A 25,999-nucleotide genomic window follows, 5' to 3' on the forward strand; every position below is an offset into this window, starting at 1 on the left:
CAGCAGACCTCAGTCCCGTATTGCGCGTCCCGTCGCGAGTTTGTCTGCGGCGAACCGGAAATTCCGGAACACCGGCGCCTCCGGTGCGGGCGAACGCAGCCGCAGCGCATAACCGATGAGCGCGTGGTGCAGCATGTAGAGCCGAGGTTCCCGGTGTGCGCCAGGGGAAAGCCGGGAGATCACCCAGTCGATCGCGCAAGCGCCACCATAGGCGGGCCGTGGCTCGAAAAGGAGGTGATCACGGCCCACTTCGGCGAGCACGTTGAGTGCGTAAGCGAACGGGTACGGGCGATTGACCCGGTCGTCGTCGGTGCGGTCCAGGTCGGGGAAGCAGTCAACAAGGCGGTTCAGGAAATCGTCGGTCACCAAGTCGGACCGGCCGGTGAACACCGCGGCCTGGATGAGATATGCGTAGGAAATCCCATTCAGGAAGTAGTTCCTCCCGGGGTCGATGTTCCGCCACTCGCCGACGAGTTCTTCGACGAAATCGTCATATGCCGGCAGCTGATCTTCCAGTCGGCCCAGGTTGTGCAGCGCCATTATGTAGTACAGCCCCATATGCGTGCGCTCCACCGGGCGCAGTGCCCGCAACAGCTCGTCGGCCTGTGCGAGCCGATCCCGCCCGTGGTGCAGATATTCCGTGGCCCTGCCGCTCATCGCGATGGTATTGAGCATGGTGAGCAGCGGGTAGATCTCGACGAACGCCCGCGACATGGGTTGCGGGAAAACCGGAACCGTCACGCCGGGGCCTGACCGGTCCAGATAATTCAATGTTTCCGCGATCCGGTCCCGGCCGCCCGCGCGCCACAGGTCCTCGTGGCCCAGCAGTGCGACTGCCGACATCAGGACGGAGCCGCCACGTCCCCGGAAAAACGGTGAGGGCACACTGTCGAGGAGGTCCAGCGCGTCGAGCAGGTAGTTGCGACGGCCACTCGTCAGCCGGTGTCCGAGGCCGAGTTGCGCCATCGCGAGAAACATAGCCGACGACGCCGACAATCGCTCGTAGTGACCATGCCTGCCGGAGTTCTCGTCGCGAATGCGGTCCGGTTCGATGGCGTCAACGGCGGCGGGCAACTCGCCGGCGATATCCGTGCCCGGAAGGGAAATCAGTTCGTCGCCCAGTCCGAGCTTGCCGAACGCGTCCATCGCGATACACCAGGCCATGACCCGGAAATACGGGTTGGGGTGTGCCTGTGCCTGCGCCACGATCTCCTGCATCCGTGCCGGGTCCGCCGCGCCCGATACGGCGTGCTCCAAGGCGAATTCGGCGAGCAGCCGGGCGAACCGGGCATAGGCATTCTGCTCCACCCCGCGTGCCGACAACGCGGCGAAGGTGTGGCGTATCCGGTCGGCGGCGGCCGCGTCGTAGCCGACCGGATGCTGGCCGAGGCCGATACCGCGCACCATCCTGCTCCACGGCGTGGCGATGATCCTGCTTTCGGTCCGCAGGTCCGCCAATCCGGTCACCGGAGGTTTGACGCTGGGCGTCCTCATGCGATGGAGCTCCCCTCAGTAGTTTGCGGGATGGACGGCGCCGTCCCGGAGTCGATCCGGAGTTCGTCGGGCAATGCCACCGGGATTCCCAGGAAATCCGTGCGTCTGCCTTGCAACATCTGCAGGCTCCAGTTGAGCCATTTGATGCCTTCGCAATAGATCGCGATCGGGCGACGCTGGTTCTGGTGACTGTCCAGCAGGGTGCCGTCGAGTTCCCGCTGGAAATGAAACGGGGGCATGGCGGTGAAATGCTGGCCCATCATGAAGACGAATCTGACCAGCCAGAACGGATCGCTCCGTTCATGAGAACGGTCGGGATCGGCGAGATCGAGCGCGGCGCTCATCACCGGCGCGAAGTGGTCTTCCAGGCCACGGGGACGGCGATGGTCCGCCCGGCCGCCGTTCGCGACCAGGTCACGCACCCGGTATGACCGCTGGTATGGATTGCCCGTGGTGAACCGGATTGCGATCCGGGGTGCTGCCGGCGTCGTGTCCATCGACAGGGAGAAATGCTCGTAATGGATTTCGTCGTAGTGGCCGATCGAGTTGTGCCACGGTTTGTTGTCGTACATCGGATCGTCGCGGGTTTCGCGTCCGGTGCCGGCGAAGCCGATGGCCCGAGGGTCGAGGAAACGCAGGTCCAGTGATTCCTCGGTGATCGCCTGCACGGCTGCGTCCACCGCCGCGGCGCTGCCGCCGCTTTCGATCACCCGCTGGGCGTGCAGCAGGGAACGGGTGTCACCGATCTTGATGTTCTCCGTGTTGGTGTCACCGACGACCAGCGAGTGGTATCGGGGTTCCAGCACCTCCCGGAACAGCGGGTTCTCCCGGAACTGCCGCAGCAGCGCGGCCGAATTCAGATAGGAGGCGCCGTCGATGACGATGAACTCGCTGTCGAGCAGCGCCGGACCAAACGTCTTGGGGGCCGTCCGGCGGCACAGTTGCAGCCGATCCTCGATCTTGCGGAAGTAGGAGGTCTCCAGCGTCTCCCCGGGCGCGGGAATCCGGCCGATACTGTGAACTCGGTCCCGCAACACCCGGATGATCTGCTCGTACAGGCGCGCGATCACGGCGGGCGGCGGCGAGTACCGGCGCACGAATCCGCTGACCTCTTCGCCGGCGACGTAGGTCATTTCGTAGATCACTTCACGGTCGGAGCGGTACCCGTGTTCCGCGGTCAGCGTGTGGATCCGGCGCTCCCGGGTTTCGAGTACCCGAGGGAAATACCGGCGCACCGGATCAGGCAGGCCGTCCAGGAATTCGGCCTGCTTCCGCGCTTTGGCGAACGGCGGAAGCATCACACCGGCGCCGCGCGGATCCCATCGGGCTGTGGTGAGCGATTCACTCAGGATCTTCCGGACGGTGACCTGGTCCTGCCCGTCCTCGAGAAGGAAAATCGTCATCGATTCGCTGCCGCCGTCACCGAAACCGACGATCGACTCAGCGGGCCGGACGTAGGCGTTGACCGTCCCGATGGTGATCCGCCGGTGCTTCGCGGTGTTGACCACCATGGTGTTTTCCCTGGTCCGCCGGAGCTGGCAAGAGAGCTCATACCGGTCGAGCGCACTGTCACGCCGTACTCGGACGTCGTCCGGACCGGACACGGTGACCACCTGCACGGCAGACGGGCCGGCATCGATATCGCCGACGTTCAATTTTCCGCCGAGCGAGATGGCGTGACAGTTGGCGTTCAACCGCAAGCCCGCGGGGCGTATCCCGGGCTCTGACAGCACTGTGCGTACGGCAGCGAGCACGTCGCGCCGGGACTGCATCGGTATTCCGTGCGGCGAAATGACCGGGATGGCCGCGGTCCCGACCAGGCCGGGCAATTCGTCGTCGGTGCGCTCACCGCGGTGCAGCGCCAGCGCATCGGCGATCGAGAGGGCGCCGGATACGGCGAGCGCGCTGAGCCAGCCGACACGATCACCGGCGTGCAGGCACAGGTCGCTGTGCTCGAACAACCCGGGACGCTGGTCGGCCAGCTCGTGGAACAGCAGGTACTGGTGGATGATCGCCAGCTCGTCACCGGCCGGCTTCGATGCTCCGGCGAGGAAGCCACATCTTTCCCGTTGTCGTGGCCCGGACTCCAGCAGTTGCCTTATCCACAAACGCAAAGTCGTCTCGTCCGCGCCATGGGGTTGTCCGAAGTGGACGATCTGCACCTCGGGAAGATCGGTGTCGATCAGCCGGGTCTTGGTGTTTCCATCCGGCCCGGATACGGTCAGTTCGAGCTGCGTCCTGCCCGGGACCGGCGGCAGCTCGGTGCACAGTCTTTTACGCAGCCGGGCCCGGACCACCAGCTCGCCGGCTTCCGGCCGGATCAGCGCGCTGTGCTGCAACGTGTGTTGCACGATCTCGACACCACGTACGAATGCCGAGCTCCGCGCGGGGGCGGTCGACTGCGGCCACCCGCTCGTCACGGCAATCTTCCGGCACAGCAACGCACGGCCGAAGTCGTCGGTCGCGGTGGCCCGGACGGCCCGCCGGAGCACGCTGAGGTCGGTGGGGCCCGTGGACGAGTACAGCTGTGTCAGGTGGCTGAGCAGGTTGCCGACCACACTGAGGGAACGGCCGAACCGGTCGGCGTCAGGCGCCGACAGCGGGGCGGTCCGTACGATTGCCGGCGATTCGTTGTCGTGCAACAGTTCGATCGATTTGCCGCCGGGGCCCAGTTCGAGGATGGCGTCGAGGTCCATGCGGCCCAGCTCGCGGCAGGTGGTCCGGGAATCCATCACGAGGTCGGTCATGGCGAGCACCGCATCCTGCACCGCGTCGGCCGAACGCAGTAGTCCGCCGCCGCTGTTGGACAGTATGGGCACGCTGGGCGCGGTGAACTCGATTCTGTTGGCCGCGAGATAGTCGCGCAAGGCGCCCCGTGCCGGCCGCATTCGTGCCGAATGTGCGAGAAACGTGGTGGGCGCTTTGAGTTCGAGTACTCCGACACCGGGATTGTTGGCCCGCATGAACTCGGCGAATTCGCCGTATGCGCCGCCGCGGACGTAGAAGTTCGCCTGTCGTGCCGAGTACCTTTTGTGCAATTCGACCTCGTGTGCCGGGAACCGTAACCGCAGCCCTTCCACCGCGGAGGCGAGATCGGCGCGGGTCGTAGCGCGCAAGCCCACCACATGGTGTGGTTCGGAGACCGGTCGATGGCGCACCGAGTCAGGCAGATAGGGCAGCAGTTCGTTTTGCATTCGGCCGCCGTCCCGCTCCCCGGCACTGAGCAGCACCAAAGGCGTGAACGTACGAGCGATCCGGGCACCGTCCGCCACTGTCAGCGCGCCTGCCGCCACCGCCGCGGCGAGAATTCCGAAGCTTTCCCCAGTGTAGACAAGGAAATCCAGCGGATATCCCGCCGCGGCGGCCCGCGCCCGTAACTGGACGTGCAATGCCAGGCTGTGCACCAGGACGCCGGCCCCGAGCGCCCCTTGGCGGTCGAGCCGTCCCGCGGCCGGGTCGACCGCCAGTGACTCGATCGCCGCCGGACCGCTGAGCCCCAGAGCGTCGGCGGCCTCCTCGTATACGGCGGCGATTTCCGGCGAACCGGAGTGCGGTAATTGACCGCCGATGTCCCGGTAGAACGATCGGCTGCCCAGGCCGGGAAAGAACCCGGCGAGCCGTATTTCCGGGTGTATCGGGCTGTGTGGGGAAATCAATCGGGAATTTTCCCTGCCCGTTATTACATTAACGCAGGAAGCATCGGTTGAGGTCATTATGAATCGACTTTCCCCTAGGTGGCGGGTGGAATTCACCATTGATCCACATGACGGCAGCGCCATCCAATAGTGGCTATCGATCCACGCGTTTTCAATACCGGGGAATGACGAAGTCGCCGTTGCTTTGTCAATCTTTTCAAAATCCCGAGACGGCGTATGTCAGGAAATGTCAGAACGTCTTGCTGTCAAGTGAGAAAAAGAAAAAGCCCCGGAAGGCATTCGCCTTCCGGGGCCGGATCCGGGCCGTGGTCAGAGACGCTCTTCGATCGTTACTTCGGGTGTCGCGGGTACCGGCGGCCCCTGCCGGCGTGCCGTCGCGGCGGCGCCGATGGCGACCACCAAGCCGGCCAAGGCCAGTGCCGCGCCGACCCAGAGTGGGGACACGAAGCCCAGCCCGGCGGCCAGTGTCAGCCCGCCGATCCAGGCGCCGATGGCGTTGCCCACGTTGAAGGCGGCAATGGTCGCGGCCGACGCCATGCTCGGGGCGTCCTGGGCGTATTTCATGCCCCGTACCTGGAGTCCCGGTGCACCGGACAGGCCGACCGTGCCCATCAGCAACAGGGCGATGATGGTGGCTATCTGGTTGTGCGCGGTCAGTGCGAAGAGGGCCAGAACCACCGTCAGCACGGCCAGGATGCCGATGAGCGACCGGTCGAGTGCCTTGTCGGCAGCCTTGCCGCCGACGAAGTTCCCGACGAAGGTGCCGACCCCGAAGAGCACGAGCAGCCACGGAACCGCGGTGGTCGCGAAACCACTCACCTCGGTCAGGGTGAACGCGATATACGTGAACGCGCCGACCACCGAACCGAACGTGAGCACTCCGAGCAGGATCGAGAACCAGACCTGCCCACGCCGGAACACCGACAGTTCGCGCCGCAGGCTGGTGCCGGCCGCGGCGGGCGTCTTGGGCACGAGAATCTGGATACCGATCAGCGTGATGATCCCGATGACCGTGATCGCCCAGAAGGTCGAACGCCAGCCCAGCTGCTGGCCGAGGAAAGTGCCCAGTGGCACGCCGAGGACGTTGGCCGCGGTCAGCCCGCCGAACATCAGCGCCACCGCGCTCGCCTTCTTGTTCGGCGCGACCATATCGGAGGCGACCACGGCGCCGACGCTGAAGAACGCGCCATGGCACAGTGCGGCGACGATCCGGCCGGTGAGCAGCACGCCGTAGCCGGGGGCCACGGCCGAGACCAGGTTGCCGGCGATGAACAGGAGCATCAGGCCGAGGAGGGCGTTCTTGCGGTCGAACCGGGCGAGTGCCGCGGTGAACAGCAGCGCCCCGATGGCGACGCTCAGCGCGTAGCCCGAGACGAGAAGACCGGCCGTGGATTCCGAGGTCTGGAAGTCACGGGCGATCTCCGGGAGCAGGCCCACGATCCCGAACTCTGTGAGCCCGATCCCGAACCCGCCCAGTGCTAGGGCGATGAGCCCGATAGGCATGTGCTTACCCCTCCGTTACCCTACGACGCGAGAACGCATCGTAGTATCGCAGAATTACGATGCGAGTTGTCAAGCGTGTCACCCGGCTGCGGACGGCGGCTATCCTTGACGGCGGCAGTGAAGGGGGTGGCTACGTCGTGATGAGCGTGGTCGCAACGAACACGTCCGAGGACTCGTCCACCGTGGTGGAGGCGCTCAAGGCGCTGGCGAACCCGGTGCGGTGGCAGATCCTGCGCTGGTTGCGTGAGCCGGAGCGGAACTTCCCGGTGCAGCCGGAAATCACCGATCCGTACACGGTCGGCGTCTGCGTCAGCCACATCCAGGAGCGGACCGGGCTGGCCCAGTCCACCGTGTCCGCCTACATGGCCACGCTGGAGCGAGCCGGTCTGGTGCGCTCGACGAGAGTCGGCAAGTGGACGCACTACCGTCGCGACGAGGAACGCATCAGCGAGTTGCTCGATCTCATGGCCAGTGAGGTCGGCGACCGGACCTGACCCGCAGGCGCCGCTGGCTGCGGGCGGTTCTCGCTACGACATCCCCGCGCATGGGCGAGCCGGTGCCACCCGGGTCGCGCGGCGGTTCATCAGGCCGGCCGCGAACAACGCGGCCACCGCGAAAGTCGCCGCCTCGTAGGTCATCGCGTGCCACAGTGCCGTTTCGGCGTTCCCGGCGGGCGCCGCATAAGCGATGCCGGCGAACGTGACGCCCAGCGTCCCGCCGAGTTGTTGTGCGGTCGGGAGCAGACCCGAGACCGAGGTTGCCGCCTCCGGGCGGAGCCGCTCGATGATCTGGGTGAACGCCGACGCGGTGAACACCCCGAAGGCGACGCCACCGGCGCACAGCGCGAGCCAGTACACCCACAGCAGGTGGTGATCGCCGATGGTCACCGGCACGACGAGCGACACGAGGCCCAAGGTGAGCGAGGACGCGGCGAGTGCCCAGGGACCGAACCGGCGGCCCAGGCTGTTCGCGACCCCACTACCGGCCAGCGCACCGAGGGCATACGGGGTGACGCTCAGTCCAGTCTCAAGTGGACTCCAGCCCCGCGCGCCTTGCAGGTGCATCGACAGCAGCAGTGTGAAAGACGGCACGGCGGCGTTGAAGACCAGCACGATGCCCAGACCCCACCTCGTCGCCGGTTCGGCCAATGTGGACGGATGCACGAGCGGATCGGCCACCCTGCGCTGGGAAATCGCGAACCCGGCCAGCAGCACTACGGCCAGTCCGAGGCTCACCCATGTCCACAGTGGCCAGCCCGCGTCCCGTCCCATCGTCAGCGGGAACACCAGCAGCGCGAAGCCCAGCAGGCTCAGACTTGCCCCGACCGGATCGACGCGCCTCCTCTCTCGTCCACTGTGGACGGATGGAATGGTGGGCGAAAGTGCGAGCGCCGCGATCCCGATGGGCACCGTCAGCAATATCGCCGCTCGCCAGCCGAGGCCGAGCGGGTTGAGCTGGAGCAGCACGCCGCCGAGCACCGGGCCCGCAAGCGAGGCCGCCGCCATGGTCGCCCCGAACGCGCCGAGTGCGGCAGGCCTGCGGTGCGGCGGCACCGCGGACTGGATGATCGACAGGATCTGCGGCGCCATCAGCCCGCTGCCGAAACCCTGTAGCAGGCGGCCGACGATCAGCACCCAGGCGTCGGGTGCCGCGGCCGCGCCGATCGAGGCGGCGGTGAACAACGCCATCCCGGTGATGAACATGCGCCGGTAGCCGTATCGGTCGCCCAGCCGCGCCGACACGATCAGCGAGCAGGCGTAGGTGAGCGTGTAGCCGGCGAGAACCAGCTGGCTCTCGCCGGCTCCGGCGCCCAGATCCCGCCGGATGTCGACGACGCCCACCTGCATGACCGTCACGCTGAACAGCTGGACGAACGTACCGGACAAGATGATGGGCAGAAGGAGTTTCGAGGCGAGCGCCGGTGAACGCAGCACGGTCACCGGGCGCCGCCTTGCAAGGCGATCGTCGCGAAGACTGTCGCCAGTTCGCCGGGGCGCGTCACGAACGGCGAGTGGCCGCCCGGCAGGGAATGCACGCCGAACGGGTTGTCCGGTGTCAGCTGGTCGGCTTCGGAGATGATCAGGTCCTGGGTCACCGGTGGCAGCGCGAGGTCGTCGGTCAACCTGACGTAGGAGCGCGGGAGCCGTCCCCAGCGCTCGGGGGTGACGGGGACCGGAGTGCTCACGGTCGACAACGGGAGATCCGGGTGCAGGAACTGGCGCCAGGATTCCGGGCTGTCCGCGGGCAGATCGTTGAGGAAGGCCTTGCGGATCACGCCGGTCACAGCCGGGTCGGGGGAAAGCGGGTTGATCCGGACCGCGCCGATTTTCTCCGGATCACCGATCGGCGGCACCCGGACGGCGTCGGCGTTTTCCCCGGCCTCGATGTAGTCGGCGAACCGGGGCCTCCCAGCCGGCACGAACGCGGAGAGATACACGAGCCGGTCGACGAGTTCGGGCGCCTGCTCCGCGGCGGCCGAAACCGCGGCACCCCCGGCGCTGTGCCCCACCACGACCACATTGCGGTACCGCGTGCGGGCGCTGACCAGCGCGTCGAGCACGACCTCGGCGGTGTCCCGCATCGTGACGTCGTGCAGGGCCGACTTCTCGCCGTCGAGCCCAGGCTGGCCGGGCTGGAAGTACCCGGTCGGGGCCGGGGCGTCCAGCCCCGCTCCCGGCAGGTCGATGGCCACGCTGGCCAGGCCGTGGCGGGCGAGGAACCGCTGCGTTGACGCCCAGTGCTGCGCGGCATGCCAGGCCCCGTGCACCAGCAGGATGACGGTCTCGGATGACGAGGGACGGTTCACGTGGACCCCTTCGGAAAGCGTGTTCGTTGACGTCACCATGGCACAGCACCAGCCACCCATCATCTACCGCTTTATCTGACGAGTGCCTTCGCAATACTTTGGACGTATCATGGCCTGTGTGGAAGCTCGTCATCTTCGTTACGCACTGGCCCTTGCCGAGCACCAGCATTTCGGTCGCGCCGCCAAGTCACTCGGTATCGCCCAGCCGCCGCTGTCCACCCAGATCGCCGCGCTCGAACGGGAAATCGGCGAGCGGCTTTTCGACCGCACACCCCATGGCGTTTTCCCCACCGCCGCCGGGCAGGCGTTCCTCACCAGGGCACGCAGCGCGCTCGCCGAGATGAACCTCGCCCGCGTCGATGCGGGCCGGGCGGCACGCGGCGAGACCGGACGGCTGCGGCTCGGCTTCATCGGCTCCGCGTTGCTCGCCCCGCTGCCGGGCGTGATCGGCCGGTTCCGCCGCACCCATCCGAAGGTCCGGCTCACGCTCCAGGAACTGGAGAGCTCGGCTGCGTCGGCCGCGCTGCTCGCCGGTGAGCTGGACGTGGCGGTGGGGCGGGGCGCCCCGCGCGGCGCCGGCGCCGAGGATCTGGTCACCGTGCCCATCGGCGCGGACCACCTGGTGGCGGTGGTGTCCACGGTGCATCCCTTCGCCGGGCGCCCGTCCGTCGAGATCGAGCAGCTGGCCCGTGAACCGCTCGTGGTCAGTGCTGACGCGGCGGGTTCCTATCTGAGGTCGCTTTTCGAACCGGACCCCCTCGACGGTGCCGCGATAGCGCGGGACATCCACACGATCGCCGGGCTCGCCGCGTGTTGTGCCGGCGTGGGGCTCGGGCCCGACCGGATGCGGCTCATCGCCCGCAACGACATCTGGTTCTGTGACGTCGAACCCCGCTTCCGGTTGCCGGATCTGCAGATGTCGTTCCGGGTGACCGATTCCTCACCGGTGCTCGCCGCGTTTCTTTCGGTGGTGCGGCAGAACTGCCCGGATGTCGGCGGCAGGCTCGACGACCTGCTCGCCCGGCACCCGGCTGCCACTGGGCGGCAACCGGCGCTTGGCGTGTCCTGACCGGTGCGTCCACTGTGGTCACTGAAAACACCCATGATCGCAAGGGGAGAACCATGCCTTGGGACACGCTCGAGTCGGTGAACCTCGGCGACGTCGAGCTGGCTTACCGCGTCGTCGGGGACGGGCCGGAGCCTGCTGTGCTGGTGCACGGATGGCCGCAGACGCACGCGTGCTGGCGTCACGTGGTGGAGCCGCTGAGCCGTGGCCGCACCCTGATCGTGCCGGACCTGCGCGGGTACGGAGACTCGGGCCTGGCCCGCTCCGGCGCGTATGACAAGCGCGCCACCGCCGCCGATCTGAGCGGCCTGATCCGGCATGCGGGTTTCGACTCGGCGGTGGTGATCGGGCACGACCGCGGCGCTCGCGTCGCGCACCGCTGGGCGCTGGACCGTCCTTCGGACATCGAGGCACTGGTACTGCTGGACATCCTGCCGACGAGGGTCGTCATGGACACCTTCGACCGTGACTCGGCGAGTGCGATGTGGCATTGGTTCTTTCACCGGAATTCGGAGCTGGCGGCGAAACTGGTTGCGGGGAACGTCGAGGCGTATCTCGGCCATTTCTTCGCCGGCGTGCTCGAATCCGGTGCCGTGGACCCGGAAACCTTCAAGCACTACGTCGCCGCGTTCAGCGATCCGGCGAAGCTGAAGGCGTCCTTTGAGGACTATCGGACCGGTTTTTCCTCTGATCTCGAACGTGATCAGGCGGACCACGCCGAGGGGATCCGGGTGCAGGCGCCGCTGCTCGTCCTGTGGGGCGCCGCGGGCGGACTCGGTGGACGCGATGTCGTGCGTATCTGGCAGGAACATCACGCCGATCCCACCGCGGTGTGCGGTCATGCGGTTCCCGGTGGACATTACGTTCCGGAGGAAGCACCCGAGGAACTGGTGCTGGCTGTCGAAACGTTCCTGCGCAAGGCAAAGGAAGGAACCCGATGACCTTTCCCATGCTCGACCTCACGCCCGAGGAGCTGCTGACCACCACCCGGTCGGTCCGCTACCGGCTCGACCTGAACCGGCCCGTCGATCCCGCGTTGCTGCGGCGCTGCGTGGAGCTTGCCACCCAGGCCCCGACCGGGCGTCACGAGCAGGGCTGGAGCTTCGTCGTCGTGACCGACCCGGAGCGACGCGCGGCACTGGCCCGCTTGTGGCGCAAGGGACTCGGCCAGGGTGATCGTCCTATGTCGACAGACGCGATGGAACGCGCCTACGTCCGGCCCGGGTCGATGGAGCGGGTGTGGAGCGGTCTGCGTCATCTCGCCGAGAACCTGCACCGGGTGCCCGCGCTGGTGGTCCCGTGCATCGAGGGCCGGACCGATGGGCTCGGGGCCGACCGGCAGGCGGGCAAGTGGGGGTCGCTGTTCCCCGCCGTGTGGAGCTTCATGCTCGCCGCCCGGCTGCACGGCCTCGGCACGGTCCTGACCACCGGCAACATGCCGGTCGAACGGGAAGTCGCCGAACTGCTCGGCATCCCGTACGACACCGTGATGCAGGCGGCCGTGATCCCGGTTGCGCACACGGTCGGCACCGATTTCCGGGCGGCACCGAGGATCCCGGTCGACGACGTCCTGCACTGGGACAAGTGGTGAATCAGACCGCGGTCAGCCCGCCGTCCACCAGGATTTCCACCCCGGTCACATAAGAAGCTTCTTCGCTGGCAAGGAAAAGGATCACGTCGGCGACCTCCCGCACCTCGCCGGCTCGTTTCATCGGCACCCCGTCGATCTGCTTGGCCCGCCACACCGGGTCGGCCGAGCCGCGGGAGGTCCGCATCGGCGGCAGCATGCCCGGTGCGACCGCGTTGACCCGGATCCCGTCATCGGCGTAATGCACCGAGGCCGTCCTGGTCATCGACTTCACGGCGGCTTTGGACGCGCCGTAACCCAGATGCACGCCGAGCTGGCCGACGGAGGCCGAGATCGAGGACAGGTTGACGATCGAGCCGCCGCCGGATCGGGCCATCGCGGCGGCACCGTGCTTGATGCCGAGGAAGACGCCCTTCGCGTTGACCAGCATGAGCTGATCGAAGAACTGCGTGCTGGTCAGATCCGGGTCGAACGTGCCGCTGATCCCGGCATTGTTGACCAGCACGTCGAGCCGTCCGAACCGGGTGAGGACCTCGTCGATCACGGCGGTCCACGCACTCTCGTCCGTGACGTCCAGGTGCAGGTAGTGTCCCCGGCCGCCGGTGGCCTGGATCTTCTCGACCACGGCGGCACCGTCCTCGTCGACGATGTCGGCGACGACCACGGTCGCGCCCTCGCGGGCGAACCGTTCTGCGGTGGCACGTCCCATTCCGCTGGATGCACCGGTGATCAGGGCGATTTTTTCTTGCAGGCGCATGGGAATCCCTTTCTCAGCTGGCGCGGGTCAGTTCTTGTGCCGTCGGCACCGCTTCCTTGGCCGCATACCGTGCCTTGACGGTCAGCGCGATGATGCAGACGGCGGCCGGGATGAGCAGGGCGAGAAAGACCTGCCGGTAGTTGAAGCCCAGTGCGACGAGCACGGTGCCCGCGGCCGCACCGCCGATGGCGCCGAACCGGGCGATGCCGGTGGCCCAGCTGGTGCCGGTGGCGCGGATCGAGGTGGGGTAGAAGGCGGCCGACAGAATGGGGAACCCGGTGCCGACGGTGTTGGTGAACATGCCCAGGACGAACACCAACGTGCCGAGCACCAGGCCCTGCTTGGGTGCGAGGGCGATGAGGACGAGCAGGGCAGCGGCGCAGGCCATCGCGATGCCGACCGTGCGGTGCAGCCCGAAACGGTCCATCAGCCAGCCGATACCGAGGTTTCCGAGCGTGCCACCGGCCTGTAACAGCAGCCCCATCGTCGCGGCGGCGGTCAGCGAGAAACCGACGTCGGTCATCAGGATCGGCATCCAGCTGTTCATCAGGTACACGATGAAGAAGGCGCAGACGAAGCCGACCCAGATGGTGAGCGTCCCGATCCGGTAGCGGCTGGTGACCAGCCCGGCGACGCGGACCTTGGCGGCGACCGCCGGTTCGTCGAGCGTGAACAGAGTGTCCGAAGTGAACTGTTCTGGCACCACGCGGTTCATCAGCGTGACCAGCTCGCTCCGCCGTTCTTCTTGGCGGGCAAGGAACTTCGGCGACTCGGGCAGCGCGACGGCGACGAGCACGGCACACACGAGCGGGAGGATACCACCGGCGACCATGGCCCAATGCCAGCTCGCGACCTGCACGAACAGGTTGGTGAGGTAGCCGGCGACGGCGCCGCCGAGCGTCATCCCGCAGTAGGTCAGCGCCATCATCTGGCTGCGCCGCTGCGAAGGGGCGTATTCGGAGACCAGTGTCGTCGCGTTGGGCAGTGCGGCACCGAGACCGAAACCGGTGAGCACCCGCAGGATCGAGAACCACAGGATGTCCGAGGTCAGCGCGGTGGCCGCGCTCATCAGCCCGAAGAAGATCAGCGACGCGAGGATCACCTTGCGCCGGCCGAGCCGGTCCGCGAGCGGGCCGGCGAACAGGGAACCGAGCGCCAGGCCGAGCAGCCCGCTCGTGACGACCGGGCCGAGCTGCGCTTTCGTGATGTGCCAGTCGCTGATGAGCGACGGGCCGATATAGCTGACCATCGCGACGTCGATCCCGTCGAGGGTCACGACCGCAAGGCACAGCAACAGGATCCGGCGTTGCAGGCGGCCGACCTTGTGCCGGTCGATGACACTCTGCAGATCGAAGGTGGGCATGTGTCCTCCATTGGACAGGGTAAAGCGCGGCGGCGCTATACGGGTGCTACGCCCGCGAGGGCGTTGCCCAGGATGTGCTCGAGATCGGCACCGGTGACAGGCCGTGGGTTGGCATACGGTGCGGAAAGTGCTTGCGCGACAACGGTTTTCACGCCGTCCTCCGGCATGCCGAGTGCCTTGAGCGACATTTCGGCACCGAGGCTTCCGGCGAGGTGGAACAGGTGCCCGGCCGGCTCGGCGCCGAACGCGCTCTCCAGTGCGGCCCGCGCTTGTGGCGCGGCCGGGAGATTGAAGGCGAGCACCTGCGGGAGTACCGCGGTGTGGGTTTCGGCGTGCGGCAGGTCGAACGTGCCACCGAGGATGTGACAAAGCTTGTGGTGCAAGGACATCGTGGTGGCGCCCAGCACGCTACCGGCGAGCCAGGCCCCGTAGAGGGCGTCCGATCGGGCATCGATATCCCGTGGATCGGCGACCACCCGGGGCAGCGCATCGGCCAGGGCGCGGGCCGATTCCGCCGCCATCAACGCGACGATCGGTGAGCCGTCGGGAGCATAGAGCGCTTCGGCGGAATGTGCGAGGGCGTTCATGCCGCTGGTCACCGAAAGCTTGCCGGGCAGGGTGAGGGTCAGCTCCGGGTCATAGACCACAGTGGACGGAAGTACGCGGGGATCCCGGCCGGTGGTCTTGCGCTCGGCGTCGGTCAGGCCCCAGATCGGCGTCATCTCCGAACCAGCATAGGTCGTCGGCACCGCGATAATGGGCAGCCCGGTATCTTTCGCGATGGCCTTGGCCAGCCCTATCGCCGAGCCACCACCGATGGCGATACAACCATCGGCGCCGATTTCCCGGCTTCGGGTGACGGCTTTCTCCGCCACCGGAACCGGTACGTGCCGGGCGGCGTGCGCATGGAGGTCCGCGATCCGGTCGCCGAGCGGGGATGTGAGCTCGGCGGCGTGGTTCGCTTGGTCCGGTGTGGACACCACCATCACCCGGCGCAGGCCGAGACGGTCGATCTCTTCGGGCAGCCGGGTTCTGGCCCCCACCGCGAAGACGACCCGGCCGGGCCGGCTCTCGTGGACGAAATCGTGCGTCATGGCCGCACCGGGTCCAGGATGATGTCGAACTCGATGAGCCGGAACGGGTTCGCGATGCCGTAGTGCTCGGCGCGAGCCGGATCGTCGACATTCGTCACCGGCCGGATCAGCGACTCCTTTACCCCGAATACCGTGTCCGAATCCAGATACGGGCTGCCTTCGACGAAAACGTGAGTGGTCAGCGAGGCGTGGCCGGGAGCTTCGGCGATGACGTGGATGTGCGCGGGACGGTTGGGATGCCGCTTGGTGGCGGTGAGCAGCCGGCCGACCGGTCCGTCGTCCGGGATCGGGTAGTAGCGGGGAACCACCGTGCGCAGCCAGAAACGGCCGCGCTCGTCGGTCTCGAACAGCCCGCGGAGGTTGCGCTCGGGCTGCACATCGGGTTGCTGAACGTCGTAGTATCCGGCACCGTTGGCCTGCCACACATCGACCCGCGCACCGGCCAGCGGAGTCCCGTCCGAGGAGCGGACCTGCCCGGCGAACACACACGGTTCACCATTGCCGTCCAGCGAGATGTTCGCGCCCAGGTCCCGTGGCGGGGACTCGACCATGTGGAACGGCCCGAGCACGGTGGTGTCGGTGGCGGCCACGGATTTCCGGTTGTTGATCGCGTCGACCAGCATGGACACCCCGAGCACATCGGAGAGCAGCACGAACTCCTGCCGGGTGTCGTCGCACAGGTGACCGGTGGCGGTGAGGAAGCCGATCGCCTGTTCCCATTCCGCTTCGGTGGGCTCGATATCCTTCACGAAGGCGTGCAGATGCTCGACCAGACTGGTGAGGATGTGTTTGAGGCGCGGATCCGGTGTGTCGGCGAAGCTTTCGGTGACGACCTCAACCGAGGCTTCCTCCGAAAAGGACACCTTGCTCATCGGGCCTCCTCGCGGGTCGTCGTCCACGACGGCGCGGTGTATCCGGCGCGCTCGAGGACCGCGACGCCCGCGTCGAACGCGCGCCGGGCCGTTTCCGCCGGGGGGCGTACGTCGAGTTCGTCGGAGAAGACCTCCACCGACACCGGCGCGGTCATGCCGTTGTCCCGCAAGGCACGGAGCACGCCGAGCGTGTCCCCGGCGCCGTGGCCGGGAAGCTGCCGGTGGTGGCGGGCCTCGTCGGTCATATCGGGACGCGGTTCGGGTAGCACGTCGCACAGCTGCACCGTCGTGATAATCGACGCCGGAATATCGGCGAGTTCTTCGGGCCTGGCGCCGGAACGGAACCAGTGCCACAGATCGATGGTGATCCCGCCGTTCGGCCGGTCCGCGGCGGAGACGATCTCCCACACCTCGCGCAGGGTGCGAACCTGGCTGTAGGGAAGGAATTCAAAGCCGACCAGCACGCCGTGCCCGGCCGCCCGGTCACACAATGCACCGAACGATTCCACCAGATCCGCCAGTGGATGCGCGGCGAACATCGGGACGTTGAGGTGGCGTGCCCCGATCCGGTCGGCGAAGGTCAACATCGCTTCCTCCGCCGGGTCCTCGCCCAGTGCCCAGTCCCAGTTGTGCTCCAGTTCGAGCACCCGCAGACCGTGCTGGTCGAGCAGATCCCGGATCTGCCCGTCGGCCATATTCGCGTCGAGGTAATCGGTCACCCGCAGCCCGATACCGCCGAATCCGGCATCGGCCGCGACGGCGATCCGGGTCGGCAGGTCGGCGAAACGCAATGTGCTCGCGCTGCAGTTCAGTGTTTTCGTCGTCATCTCGTTGCTCATTCGGTGTCGCCGGGGTTTGCCGAGCCGGCCAGCCATTTCGCGCCCTCGTCGTAAAGGCGCCGCACCGCGGCACCGGTCAGCCCCGGCAGCCCGGATTTGACGCTGAACCCGGCTTTGGTCTGCAGGTAGGCGAGGTGGCGATAACCGGCGGGGAACCGGTGCAGCAGCTCGGGATCGAGCGCCAGCCGCGCGGACGGGTCGACGAGATCGAGCCGGTCCTTCTCGTAGATCGGTTGCCTGCGCACGATTTTCCACTCGCCGTCGTACCGGGCACAGAAATCGTAGAACCGGCCGGTGCACAGCACGTCGACGTCGACCCCGTCGATGCTCGCGCGTTGATTGATCGTCATCTTCGTCTGGGCAATGGCCCGGTCGCCGTTCACGTCGGCGCTGTGTCCGCCCAGGAAATGCAGGATGCTCACGCCACGGTCGAAACCCTCGCGGCTGACCGTGATGAACTCCGCCGCGGGCCCCTGGAACCAGGTGGCGGTCATCCACCCGTCGGTCGGATGCCAGACCGTGGCGAAGCGGTCCCAGTCACCGGCGTCGCGCCAGACGGCCCAGTTGTCGACCAGTTCGCGGAGTGCCAGCCTGTCTTCGAGACTTGTCGACACGTTCTCCACCCTCCTTGTCATTGAATCGCCGGCGCCAGTTGGGTGCCGGCGGCCACGTGAATGACCTCACCCGTGATGTTCCGGGCCCGATCGGATACCAGGAATGCCACCGCATTCGCGACGTCCACCGGCTCCACCAGCCTGCCAAGGGGTGAGGCTGCGGCGAACCGGACGGCGAATTCCTCGAGGAATTCGGGATCAGCCTTCTGCGCGTTGAACTGCGTGTGCGCGAAACTCGGCGCGACGACGTTGACGGTGACCCCGAGCCGGCCCAGTTCGTGCGTCGCGGCCCGGGTCAGGCCGACGAGCCCCGCTTTCGACGCCGAATATGCGGGCGTCGACCCGCCACCGAGCCACACGCGCGAGCCGATCGAGACCACCCGGCCGCCGCCCTGACGCCGCCACAACGGAATACAGTGCTTGATCATCAGCGCCGGTCCGGTCAGGTTGACCTCCAACGTCGCCTGCCACGTCGCCGGCTCCAGGGTTTCCACCGTATGCGGCGGTTCGATCCCGGCGTTGTTGACGAGCGCGTCGACCCTGCCCCACGTGACGTCCACCTGCTCGATGGCGGCCTGGATCGACTCCTCGTCCGTGACATCTGCCGCGATGCCGATGACCTCACCGGTGAGCCGGCCGGCGGCTTCCTTGGCATCACGGCGATCCAGCAGCGCGACCCGGAACCCGTCGCCGAGCAGGACGGTGGCGATGGCCATGCCCATCCCGCCGGCACCGCCGGTCACGATCGCGACAGGTGCGTTCATGACATGTGCTCCTTTGTGAACTTGATAATGGTCTGGACCAGGGCGTCCGGCATCGACAGCATCGGGGAGTGGCCCGATTCGAGCTCGCTCGACGAGCCGACGCGGGCCGCCATCATGCGCTGGACCTCCGGTGTGCAGGCGCGGTCCAGCGTGCAGACGACGAAATGCGATGCCACCGTCCGCCATGCCGCACGGGAGATGACGGCGACCCGTGCGCCGGCATGTTCCGGCGTGAGGCGTCCGGACGCGCTCGTCGCGTCGGCGGGCGTGCAGTCGTGGTAGAACGCGTGCCGGGCGGTCTCCGGGTCGATGACCAGATAGTCGCCCACCTGCCGGATATCGTCCTTGCCGGCTTGCGATCCGGCCTCGGCGTCGTTGACCGACGCCACGGATTCCCCGGGTTCGAGGCAAAACGCGCTCACGTAGATCATGGCGCGCACCTGGGGCGCGTCGCCGACCTCGGTCAGCAGGGCCCCGGAATACGAGTGCCCGGCCAGCACGACGTCACCGGGAATGCGGGCGAGGACTTCGACGAGATGGTCGCAGTGGCCGCGGAACGTGGGGTCACCGGGCGCGCGTTCCTTGCCCGGCAACGTGACCCGGACGCAGGGATATCCGGCGTCCTCGAGGCGCGTCGCGACACGTTCCCATGCCCAGCCGCCGTGCCACATTCCGTGCACGAGAACGATGGTGGGGAAGGTGCTCATCATGCGCTCCTCTCGACCATGTCATGGTCTACTGTGGACGCATTGTCCACAGTAGACACTCGTTCGCGCAGGCCGTAGGTGAGTGCGATGCCGACGACGTAGATACCGGCGATCGTCCACAGTGTTCCGGCGACCCCGATCGGTGCCACCAGCCCGGCCACGGCCGGTCCCAGGAACTGGCTCACCCCCGCGCCGAGGTTGAGGATGGCCACGGCGCCGCCGACCCGATGCGGGGCCAGCGCGGGCATGATCGCCGACAACGGGACGAAACCCGACAGCGCGGCGCCGTACACGATGCCGACCACCAGAATGACCCAGAAGTTCGGGCCGAGCAGTTTCGGCACATAGTAGAAGGCGGGAACACTGATGGCACAAAGGAATCCGCCGAACCACGCCACCGTCCGAACGCGACCGACCTTGTCGGCGAGGTAGCCGAACACGATGTTGGCGAGGATATTCGTCAGCGTCAGTGTTCCCCAAACCGTCTGCCATTGCGGCGTGGACAGCCCGACGTCCTGGATCATGAAGGTGCCCAGGAACACCACGAAGGCGTAGAAACCCAGGGTGTTGATCACCCGGACGATGCCGCCGATACCGACCTTCGGTCGTTCGACGACGATCGTGAACGCGCTGAGGATCGACCGCATGCTGGTGCCGAGGCTGACCGGTTTTTGCTTGCGTGCCTTGACCAAGAACGCCAGCAGGAGCCCGCCGACGGCGATGAAGACCAGCGAGGACGCCAGTGTCGCGAACTCGCCGATGAGCGGGATGACCGCGCCCGCATAGTAGGAGCTGACCACGCCGAGGCCGAGCACGAAGAAGAACCAGTACCAGCCCACGGCCTTGCCCATCACCGACTGCGGGGTGTCCATGGCGACCCAGACGAGGAAACCGTAGGAGAACAGCGGATATCCGAGGCCACGGATGCCGAAGCTGATCAGCATGAACGTGAAGTTCCCCGGTGCCAGCGCGATCAGGAACGCGATCTCGAAAACGACCCAGATCGCGAAGCCGGCGAGCATCACGCGGCGGGGACCGAATGCTTCGGCGAGTGCGCCCGAGAGCCAGGCCGCGATGGCGACGACGAAGCCGTAGCTGCCCCACAGGAGCGATGTCTGACCCGAGCCGAACCCGTGCTCGGCCAGGTAAGGGGACAGGAAGCCGGACTCGATTCCGTCGCCGATCATGAACAGGGTGAGGGCCACGAACCCCCAGCGGAGGTTCGGGACGATGCCCTGTCGTGTCCAGAATCCGGTCATCACATCTCCCACTCAGTGGCGCTGCGATTCCGGGCTGTGCCAGTGTTTTTCGGCATCCTCAGAACCTCCTTGTCCTGCGGTGGAGTTGCGGTGACTCAGGCGATCCTGAGCTGTGACCCGTATCCGGCACCAGCACTCGTTGCCATCCAGTGGCACTCGGCCGTAGGTTGGAGATATGGCAGGCCGAACCAGCACGCCCGGTCAGACGGTCTCCCGGCGGCTGCTGGCCGTCCTGGACGTCTTCGACGTGGCTCATCCCGCGTTGACACTCACCGAAGTGGCCGCGCGCAGCGGCCTGCCGGTCTCGACCGCGCGCCGGCTGATCACCGAACTACGCAACTGGGGTGGTCTGGAGCGGCTCGACGACGGCCGCTATCGCATCGGGATCCGGCTGTGGACGATCGGCACGCTCGCGCCGCAGCAGCGTGGGTTACGGGAGGCGGCGTTGCCGTATATGCACGACCTGTTCCAGGCGACCCAGGAGAACATCCAGCTGACCGTCCTGGAAGGCACGCAGGCGCTGTGCATCGAGAAGATTTCCAGCAACAAGGCCGTGCCGACGCAAACCCAGATCGGTGGCCGACTTCCGTTGCACGCCACCGGGGTCGGCAAGGCCCTGCTGGCTTTCTCGGGCAAGGAGCTGCTCGGTTCACTCGCGGCGGCGGGCTTGACCAGGATGACCCCGCACACCATCACCCAGCCGGGTCGGCTCGCCGCCGCGCTGGCCGAGGTCCGCAAGTCCGGGGTCGCTTATTCGTACGAGGAAATGACCTTGGGCGCGGCGTCCGTCGCCGCCCCGATCCTCGGCCTGGACGGCGGGGTCCGCGCCGCACTCGGCATCGTGGCGCACTCCCGGTCCGCCGTGGACCGGCTCGCCCCCGCGGTCCGCACCGCCGCACTCGGGATCGCACGCTGGGCCGGCTAGCCGAGCACCTGCCCGCCCAGCCACAACCCAGGCGGAGAACCGCAGCATGATCTCCGATGGCTTGCCCATCGCCCGTCCCTGCCGCACGCGGATCGGCCGGGTTTCGCTGGGCGAGACGAGGCCGTCGGCGAGCAGGCCGAACGCGAGTGACGCGGCGGCGATGCCGGTGGCCGCGTCTTCGGGATAACCCGAGGAGCGGGGGAATTGCCGCGCGTCGAAGACTCCGGCGGCGGGGTCGGACGGGACGTAGGGGTACAGCCCGGTCGAGTCCAGCCGGGTGCAGAGTTGTTCCACCCGCCCGAAATCCGGACTCATGCTGTCCAAAATGGACTGACCGGCGAGCGGGATCAGCGTCTTGACCCGGCTGGTACGGGCATTGCGGACCGGTCGCGGCGCGAGGTCGGCGGCGTTGATGCCGAGGACGTCCAGGATTTCCGGGATCGCCGCCGGGTCCACTTCCTCCACCACACCCGCGGGCTGGGTGATCTCGACGAGCCCGTCGGAGATCCGGGCACGCACCGTGCTGCTGAGCGTGTCCACGGTGAGCTCGTCCGTTGCGACATCTCGTGATCCGACATGCCGTCGGCGTCGACGACGATCGGGGCCGGATTTCCACCGCCAGGTCCGGCGGGGAAGACGTGGACGAGGTGAACCTCAGGCATGGGAATCATGGTAGGCAGCGAGTGACCTTGCGCACGCTCGACGCGTCACCGCACGACCCCGACAATGGTCTGATGCAGGAACCGTTGTTCGGATCGGTGGACGAGGTCGTCGAGCGGCTTGCCGGTGCCGGCTACCTGGCGTCCGTCCCGGTCGCGACCACGGTCTACCTCGCGGACCGGCTCGGCAAGCCGTTGCTGGTGGAGGGCCCGGCCGGGGTCGGCAAGACCGAACTGGCGCGGGCACTCGCCGAGGCGACCGGCAGCGAGCTGGTCCGGCTCCAGTGCTACGAGGGTATCGACGAGGCCCGCGCGCTGTATGAGTGGAACCACGCCAAACAGCTGCTGCGGATCACCGCGGGCCGTGACGAGGGCTGGGCGGAAACCCGGGACGAGGTGTTCAGCGAGGAGTTCCTGCTGCCCCGCCCGCTGCTCAAGGCGATCCGCAACGTTGACCCGACCGTCCTGCTGATTGACGAGACCGACAAGTCCGACGTCGAGATGGAGGGCCTGCTGCTGGAGGTCCTCGGCGATTTCCAGGTCACCGTGCCGGAGCTGGGCACCATCACCGCGACCCGCCGCCCGTTCGTGCTACTGACCTCGAACGCGACGCGCGAGCTGTCGGAGGCCCTCAAGCGGCGCTGTTTGTTCCTGCACTTGGACTTCCCGTCACCGGAGCTCGAGCGGGACATCGTGACGCTCAAGGTGCCGGGCCTCGACGCGCGGCTGACCGAATCGGTCGTTCGCGTGGCGGGCGCGCTGCGGGCACTGGAACTGCGGAAGGCACCGTCCATTGCGGAGACCGTGGACTGGGCGCGCACGTTGCTCGCGCTCGGCGCGGACACCATCGACGAGCAGATCGTCGAATCGACCCTGGGTGTGCTCCTCAAGTACCAGAGCGACCACCAGAAGGCCGCCGCCGAGCTGAGGCTGGACCGGCTGCTGACATGAGCGGGTTGCCGGACCGGCTGGTCGAGTTCGTCGGCGCACTGCGGGAACACGGGATTCCGGTGGGCCCGGGGGAGACGATCGACGCCGCGGCTGCGGTCGGCGTGCTCGGGCTCGACGATCGGGAACAGCTGCGGGCCGCGCTGGCGGCCACCGTGCTCCGGCGTACGGGTCAGCGGGCCGCGTTCGACGCGTTGTTCGACCTGTATTTCCCGGCCGCGACCGGATCGGCGGAAATCGCCGCGGAGACGCCGGATCTGGCGCAGCTGCGGAACGAACTCGTCACCGCCCTCGCCCAGGGTGACGCCGCGCGGATGCGGGCGCTGGCCGCCGCCGGGGTCGAAGTGTTCGGCCAGTACGGCTCGTTCGGCGATGGCGGGTCCGGCGGCGGTGGGATGAGCGGCTGGTCGGCGTACCAGACGCTGGACCGGGTCCGGCCGGAAGCCTTGCTGAACCGGGTGCTCGCGGCGCTGCGGGGCGAGCGGGGAGACGGGCTCGAGGAAGCGCTTTCCCGGCAGGAAGCCCAGTCGCGGATCTCGTCGTTCCGCGAGCAGGTGCAGGCCGAAGCGCGCCGCCGGACGGCGGAATACCGTGGCCGGGAACGGGTCGCGCGTTACGCCGTGGCGCCGCAGCCGGATCTCGTCAGTTTTTCCAACGCGACCAGCGAACAGCTGGCCGAGCTGCGGCGGACGATCCAGCCGTTGTCGCGCAAGCTCGCGACCCGCCTCGCGTCGCGGCGGCGACGGGCCCGGCGCGGGCAGATCGACCTGCGCCGCACCCTGCGCCGTTCGCTGGCCACCGGCGGGGTGCCGATGCGCCCGGCCCTGCGCGACCGCCGTCCCGGCCGCCCGGAACTGGTGCTGCTGTGCGACATGTCCGGTTCCGTCGCCGGGTTCGCCCAGTTCACCCTCCTGCTCGTGCAGGCGCTGGCCGACCAGTTCAGCAAGGTCCGCACGTTCGCGTTCGTGGAGCTGACCGACGAGATCACCGGGCTGGTCACCGCGGCCGATCCCGAGGGGCTCGCGCGCCGGATCCTGACCGGGGCCCGGCTCACCCGCTGGGGGATGAGCAGCGACTACGGCGGCTCGCTCGGCAGCTTCGTCGACGGGTGGGCCGACGCGGTCGGTCCGCGCACGTCCGTGCTGGTCCTCGGGGACGGCCGGACCAACGGCGGTGACCCGAATCTGGCCGCGCTGCGGGAAATCGCGGATCGCGCGAAGCATGTGTACTGGCTCAACCCCGAGCCACGATCCTCTTGGGGCACAGGGGATTCCGCGGCGCTGGAGTACGCCCGCGAAGTGCCGATGCACGAATGCCGCAACCTGCGGCAGCTGAGCCGGTTGGTCACCGAGCTGCTGCCCGGATAGCCTCGGGCCGTGCTCACCACCGAGGAGTACCTGTACTTCACCGACCGGGCCTTCGACGGGATGGCGGCCGTGCTGACCGAGCTCGGCGACGAGCTGGCGAACCGGCGGCCCGAGCTGCCCGGCGCGAACACGCCGTACGCGATCGTGACGCACTGCATCGGCGTCGTGGACCACTGGGCCGGCCGGCTGGTGGCGGGCCGGCCGCTGGAGCGTGATCGGGACGCGGAGTTCCGTGCCTCCGGCAAGGTCGCCGACCTCCTCGCGCGGATCGAGGAGGCGAAGGGACGGCTGCGCGAGTACGTCGCGGTGGCCGAGCCGAGGGCGCCACTGCACGAGGAGGCCATGCCGCGCTACCGCGACACCCTGATCGGACGGACCCAGGGTGCGGCGCTGCAACACGTCTACGAGGAGCTGGCACAGCACCACGGCCAGCTCGAGCTGACCCGCGACGTCCTCCTCGGTTAACTAGTCGCATCGTGGATCGCCGCGTACGGTGTGACCAGGGGTTACGTCCGCAAAACGGCGGGAGGGCACCGGCGATGCGCTCGATGTGGAAGGGATCCGTCTCGTTCGGGCTGGTCACCATTCCGATCCACCTGTACGCGGCGACGGAGAACAAGAACGTCTCGTTGCGGCAGGTCCACGAGTCGGACGGCGGCCGGATCCAGTACAAGCGGTTCTGCTCGATCGAGGGCGTCGAAGTGCCGTACGCGGAGATCGCCAAGGGGTACGAGCTCGACGACGGCGAGATGGTCGTGATCACCGACGCCGACCTCGAAGGGCTGCCGCTGGCCAGCTCGAACGTCATCGATGTGCTGGAGTTCGTGCCGCTGGAGGCGATCGACCCGCTGCACTACGACCGGCACTACTACCTCGAACCGCAGAAGGCCGCCCTCAAGCCGTACGTGCTGCTCCGGGACGCGCTGCAGAAATCGCAGCAGGTGGCGATCGCGAAGGTCGCGTTACGGCAGCGGGAAACGCTTGCGCTGCTGCGGGTGCACGCGGATGTGCTGGTGATGACCACGATGTTGTGGCCCGACGAGGTGCGCTCGCCCGACTTCGGGTTCCTCCGGGAGGACGCGCCGCAGGTGCGTTCGCAGGAGCTGGCCATGGCCGGTTCACTGATCGACTCGCTCACCGAGCCGGTATTCGACCCGGACAAGTACACGGACAGCTACCGTGAGGCGCTCGAAGCGCTGATCCAGGCCAAAGTCGAGGGCCAGGACACCACGAAACCGCAGAAGAAGGCCGCGAAGTCCGACGTCGTGGACCTGATGGCGGCGCTGGAGGCGAGCGTCTCGGAAGCCAAGAAGGCACGCAAACCCGCGGCGCGCAAGACACCCGCGAAGAAGCCCGCGGCGGAGAAGTCCACGACGGGCCGGAGCAGGCGCTCGCCGAAAAGTGCGTGACACGCCGCTCGCTCGTCCCCGAGTCGATCATGCCGCGGTGTTACCAAGAGGGCATGGAGTGCGCTAGCTGCGTCAGCGAATTGGACCACTGCCACGGCACGCTGGTCATTCACGAGGACGACTTCGTGGAGTGCACCGACCCGCAGTGCGGCGATTTCGACCTCGTGCGGCACTTCCTGACCGTCACCTGCGCCGAGATCGATGGTGAGTGCCACTGCACGGCCGTGCTGGTCGAAGAGTACGCAAAAGCATCCTGACCGCCGCGGTCAGCGGACGGTCAGTGCCTGGTCAGCTCCTTCGTCGAAGCTC

General features: G+C 67.5%; 24 protein-coding genes and 1 pseudogene. 10 read left to right on the forward strand and 15 right to left on the reverse strand.

Annotated features, from left to right (window positions below; all coding sequences use genetic code 11):
• Nucleotides 1-9: 9 nt before the first annotated feature.
• The 3 genes from GKO32_RS02235 to GKO32_RS02245 form a co-directional block, all read right to left on the reverse strand.
• Nucleotides 10-1,494, reverse strand: coding sequence for a hypothetical protein (locus GKO32_RS02235; RefSeq protein WP_154755029.1), 1,485 nt, complete (start codon nt 1,492-1,494; stop codon nt 10-12).
• Nucleotides 1,491-5,150 carry an ACP S-malonyltransferase gene (locus GKO32_RS02240; protein ID WP_208024240.1) on the reverse strand — a complete coding sequence of 1,220 codons (3,660 nt, stop codon included), beginning with the start codon at nt 5,148-5,150 and terminating at the stop codon, nt 1,491-1,493. Before GKO32_RS02240 ends, GKO32_RS02235 begins: the two co-directional genes overlap by 4 nt.
• 309 nt (nt 5,151-5,459) lie before the next feature.
• Nucleotides 5,460-6,653, reverse strand: coding sequence for an MFS transporter (locus GKO32_RS02245; RefSeq protein WP_154755030.1), 1,194 nt, complete (start codon nt 6,651-6,653; stop codon nt 5,460-5,462).
• 140 nt (nt 6,654-6,793) lie between these two features.
• On the opposite strand from GKO32_RS02245, the gene GKO32_RS02250 reads away from it, so the two are divergent.
• Nucleotides 6,794-7,147: an ArsR/SmtB family transcription factor gene (locus GKO32_RS02250; protein ID WP_154755125.1), complete on the forward strand. Its 354-nt coding sequence runs from the start codon at nt 6,794-6,796 to the stop codon at nt 7,145-7,147.
• A 33-nt stretch (nt 7,148-7,180) separates the two neighbouring features.
• On the opposite strand, the gene GKO32_RS02255 is transcribed toward GKO32_RS02250, so the two are convergent.
• Together GKO32_RS02255 and GKO32_RS02260 are read right to left on the reverse strand one after the other, a co-directional pair.
• Complete coding sequence (locus GKO32_RS02255; protein ID WP_312867429.1) at nt 7,181-8,593, reverse strand: MFS transporter; 1,413 nt, start codon at nt 8,591-8,593, stop codon at nt 7,181-7,183.
• The gene (locus GKO32_RS02260) at nt 8,590-9,459 is read right to left on the reverse strand and encodes an alpha/beta fold hydrolase (RefSeq protein ID WP_312867430.1); all 870 of its coding nucleotides are present in this window, start codon (nt 9,457-9,459) and stop codon (nt 8,590-8,592) included. The genes GKO32_RS02255 and GKO32_RS02260 overlap by 4 nt, the downstream gene beginning before the upstream one ends.
• A gap of 109 nt (nt 9,460-9,568) precedes the next feature.
• Between GKO32_RS02260 and GKO32_RS02265 the strand changes: the two genes are divergently transcribed.
• Genes GKO32_RS02265 through GKO32_RS02275 form a run of 3 tightly spaced genes read left to right on the forward strand, consistent with a single transcriptional unit; the run spans nt 9,569 to nt 12,116 of the window.
• Nucleotides 9,569-10,528, forward strand: a complete 960-nt coding sequence (locus tag GKO32_RS02265; RefSeq protein WP_154755032.1) for a LysR family transcriptional regulator — start codon at nt 9,569-9,571, stop codon at nt 10,526-10,528.
• Between the two features lie 53 nt (nt 10,529-10,581).
• Nucleotides 10,582-11,466 carry an alpha/beta fold hydrolase gene (locus tag GKO32_RS02270; protein WP_154755033.1) on the forward strand — a complete coding sequence of 295 codons (885 nt, stop codon included), beginning with the start codon at nt 10,582-10,584 and terminating at the stop codon, nt 11,464-11,466.
• Nucleotides 11,463-12,116 (forward strand): nitroreductase family protein, encoded by a 654-nt coding sequence (locus GKO32_RS02275; protein WP_246243046.1) that lies wholly within the window; start codon nt 11,463-11,465, stop codon nt 12,114-12,116. The genes GKO32_RS02270 and GKO32_RS02275 overlap by 4 nt, the downstream gene beginning before the upstream one ends.
• Nucleotide 12,117: 1 nt before the next feature.
• Here GKO32_RS02275 and GKO32_RS02280 read toward each other — a convergent pair whose 3' ends face one another.
• Genes GKO32_RS02280 through GKO32_RS02320 form a run of 9 tightly spaced genes read right to left on the reverse strand, consistent with a single transcriptional unit; the run spans nt 12,118 to nt 20,382 of the window.
• A complete protein-coding gene (locus tag GKO32_RS02280) occupies nt 12,118-12,870 on the reverse strand; it encodes an SDR family NAD(P)-dependent oxidoreductase (protein WP_154755034.1) in 753 nt (250 codons plus the stop codon).
• A gap of 13 nt (nt 12,871-12,883) precedes the next feature.
• The gene (locus tag GKO32_RS02285; protein ID WP_154755035.1) at nt 12,884-14,233 is read right to left on the reverse strand and encodes an MFS transporter; all 1,350 of its coding nucleotides are present in this window, start codon (nt 14,231-14,233) and stop codon (nt 12,884-12,886) included.
• Between the two features lie 35 nt (nt 14,234-14,268).
• Entirely contained in the window at nt 14,269-15,327 is a 1,059-nt protein-coding gene (locus GKO32_RS02290; protein ID WP_154755036.1) for a maleylacetate reductase, read from the reverse strand.
• Complete coding sequence (locus GKO32_RS02295) at nt 15,324-16,199, reverse strand: intradiol ring-cleavage dioxygenase (protein WP_154755037.1); 876 nt, start codon at nt 16,197-16,199, stop codon at nt 15,324-15,326. The genes GKO32_RS02290 and GKO32_RS02295 overlap by 4 nt, the downstream gene beginning before the upstream one ends.
• A complete protein-coding gene (locus tag GKO32_RS02300; protein ID WP_166459332.1) occupies nt 16,196-17,026 on the reverse strand; it encodes a sugar phosphate isomerase/epimerase family protein in 831 nt (276 codons plus the stop codon). The genes GKO32_RS02295 and GKO32_RS02300 overlap by 4 nt, the downstream gene beginning before the upstream one ends.
• An 8-nt stretch (nt 17,027-17,034) precedes the next feature.
• Nucleotides 17,035-17,652 carry a nuclear transport factor 2 family protein gene (locus tag GKO32_RS02305; protein ID WP_312867431.1) on the reverse strand — a complete coding sequence of 206 codons (618 nt, stop codon included), beginning with the start codon at nt 17,650-17,652 and terminating at the stop codon, nt 17,035-17,037.
• Between the two features lie 17 nt (nt 17,653-17,669).
• Nucleotides 17,670-18,416 (reverse strand): SDR family NAD(P)-dependent oxidoreductase, encoded by a 747-nt coding sequence (locus GKO32_RS02310; RefSeq protein WP_154755040.1) that lies wholly within the window; start codon nt 18,414-18,416, stop codon nt 17,670-17,672.
• Complete coding sequence (locus GKO32_RS02315; RefSeq protein WP_166459333.1) at nt 18,413-19,123, reverse strand: alpha/beta fold hydrolase; 711 nt, start codon at nt 19,121-19,123, stop codon at nt 18,413-18,415. Before GKO32_RS02315 ends, GKO32_RS02310 begins: the two co-directional genes overlap by 4 nt.
• Nucleotides 19,123-20,382 carry an MFS transporter gene (locus tag GKO32_RS02320; protein ID WP_154755042.1) on the reverse strand — a complete coding sequence of 420 codons (1,260 nt, stop codon included), beginning with the start codon at nt 20,380-20,382 and terminating at the stop codon, nt 19,123-19,125. The genes GKO32_RS02315 and GKO32_RS02320 overlap by 1 nt, the downstream gene beginning before the upstream one ends.
• Nucleotides 20,383-20,557: 175 nt before the next feature.
• Here GKO32_RS02320 and GKO32_RS38655 point away from each other — a divergent pair, with 175 nt between their 5' ends.
• Complete coding sequence (locus GKO32_RS38655) at nt 20,558-21,307, forward strand: IclR family transcriptional regulator (RefSeq protein ID WP_154755043.1); 750 nt, start codon at nt 20,558-20,560, stop codon at nt 21,305-21,307.
• 90 nt (nt 21,308-21,397) lie between these two features.
• On the opposite strand, the pseudogene GKO32_RS40390 reads toward GKO32_RS38655, so the two are convergent.
• Nucleotides 21,398-21,847, reverse strand: a pseudogene (locus GKO32_RS40390) (PhzF family phenazine biosynthesis protein); the annotation flags it as partial.
• A 194-nt stretch (nt 21,848-22,041) separates the two neighbouring features.
• On the opposite strand from GKO32_RS40390, the gene GKO32_RS02335 reads away from it, so the two are divergent.
• The 5 genes from GKO32_RS02335 (at nt 22,042) to GKO32_RS02355 (ending at nt 25,947) form a co-directional block, all read left to right on the forward strand.
• Entirely contained in the window at nt 22,042-22,917 is an 876-nt protein-coding gene (locus GKO32_RS02335; RefSeq protein WP_154755128.1) for an AAA family ATPase, read from the forward strand.
• Nucleotides 22,914-24,281 carry a vWA domain-containing protein gene (locus GKO32_RS02340; protein ID WP_154755044.1) on the forward strand — a complete coding sequence of 456 codons (1,368 nt, stop codon included), beginning with the start codon at nt 22,914-22,916 and terminating at the stop codon, nt 24,279-24,281. The genes GKO32_RS02335 and GKO32_RS02340 overlap by 4 nt, the downstream gene beginning before the upstream one ends.
• Nucleotides 24,282-24,290: 9 nt before the next feature.
• Nucleotides 24,291-24,746, forward strand: coding sequence for a mycothiol transferase (locus GKO32_RS02345; protein WP_312867432.1), 456 nt, complete (start codon nt 24,291-24,293; stop codon nt 24,744-24,746).
• Nucleotides 24,747-24,820: 74 nt separating this feature from the next.
• Nucleotides 24,821-25,690, forward strand: coding sequence for a non-homologous end joining protein Ku (gene ku, locus GKO32_RS02350; protein WP_154755045.1), 870 nt, complete (start codon nt 24,821-24,823; stop codon nt 25,688-25,690).
• A gap of 53 nt (nt 25,691-25,743) precedes the next feature.
• Nucleotides 25,744-25,947, forward strand: a complete 204-nt coding sequence (locus GKO32_RS02355) for a hypothetical protein (RefSeq protein WP_154755046.1) — start codon at nt 25,744-25,746, stop codon at nt 25,945-25,947.
• Nucleotides 25,948-25,999: the final 52 nt, after the last annotated feature.

The sequence above is a fragment of the Amycolatopsis pithecellobii genome (assembly GCF_009707865.1).
Lineage (GTDB): Bacteria > Actinomycetota > Actinomycetes > Mycobacteriales > Pseudonocardiaceae > Amycolatopsis_E > Amycolatopsis_E pithecellobii.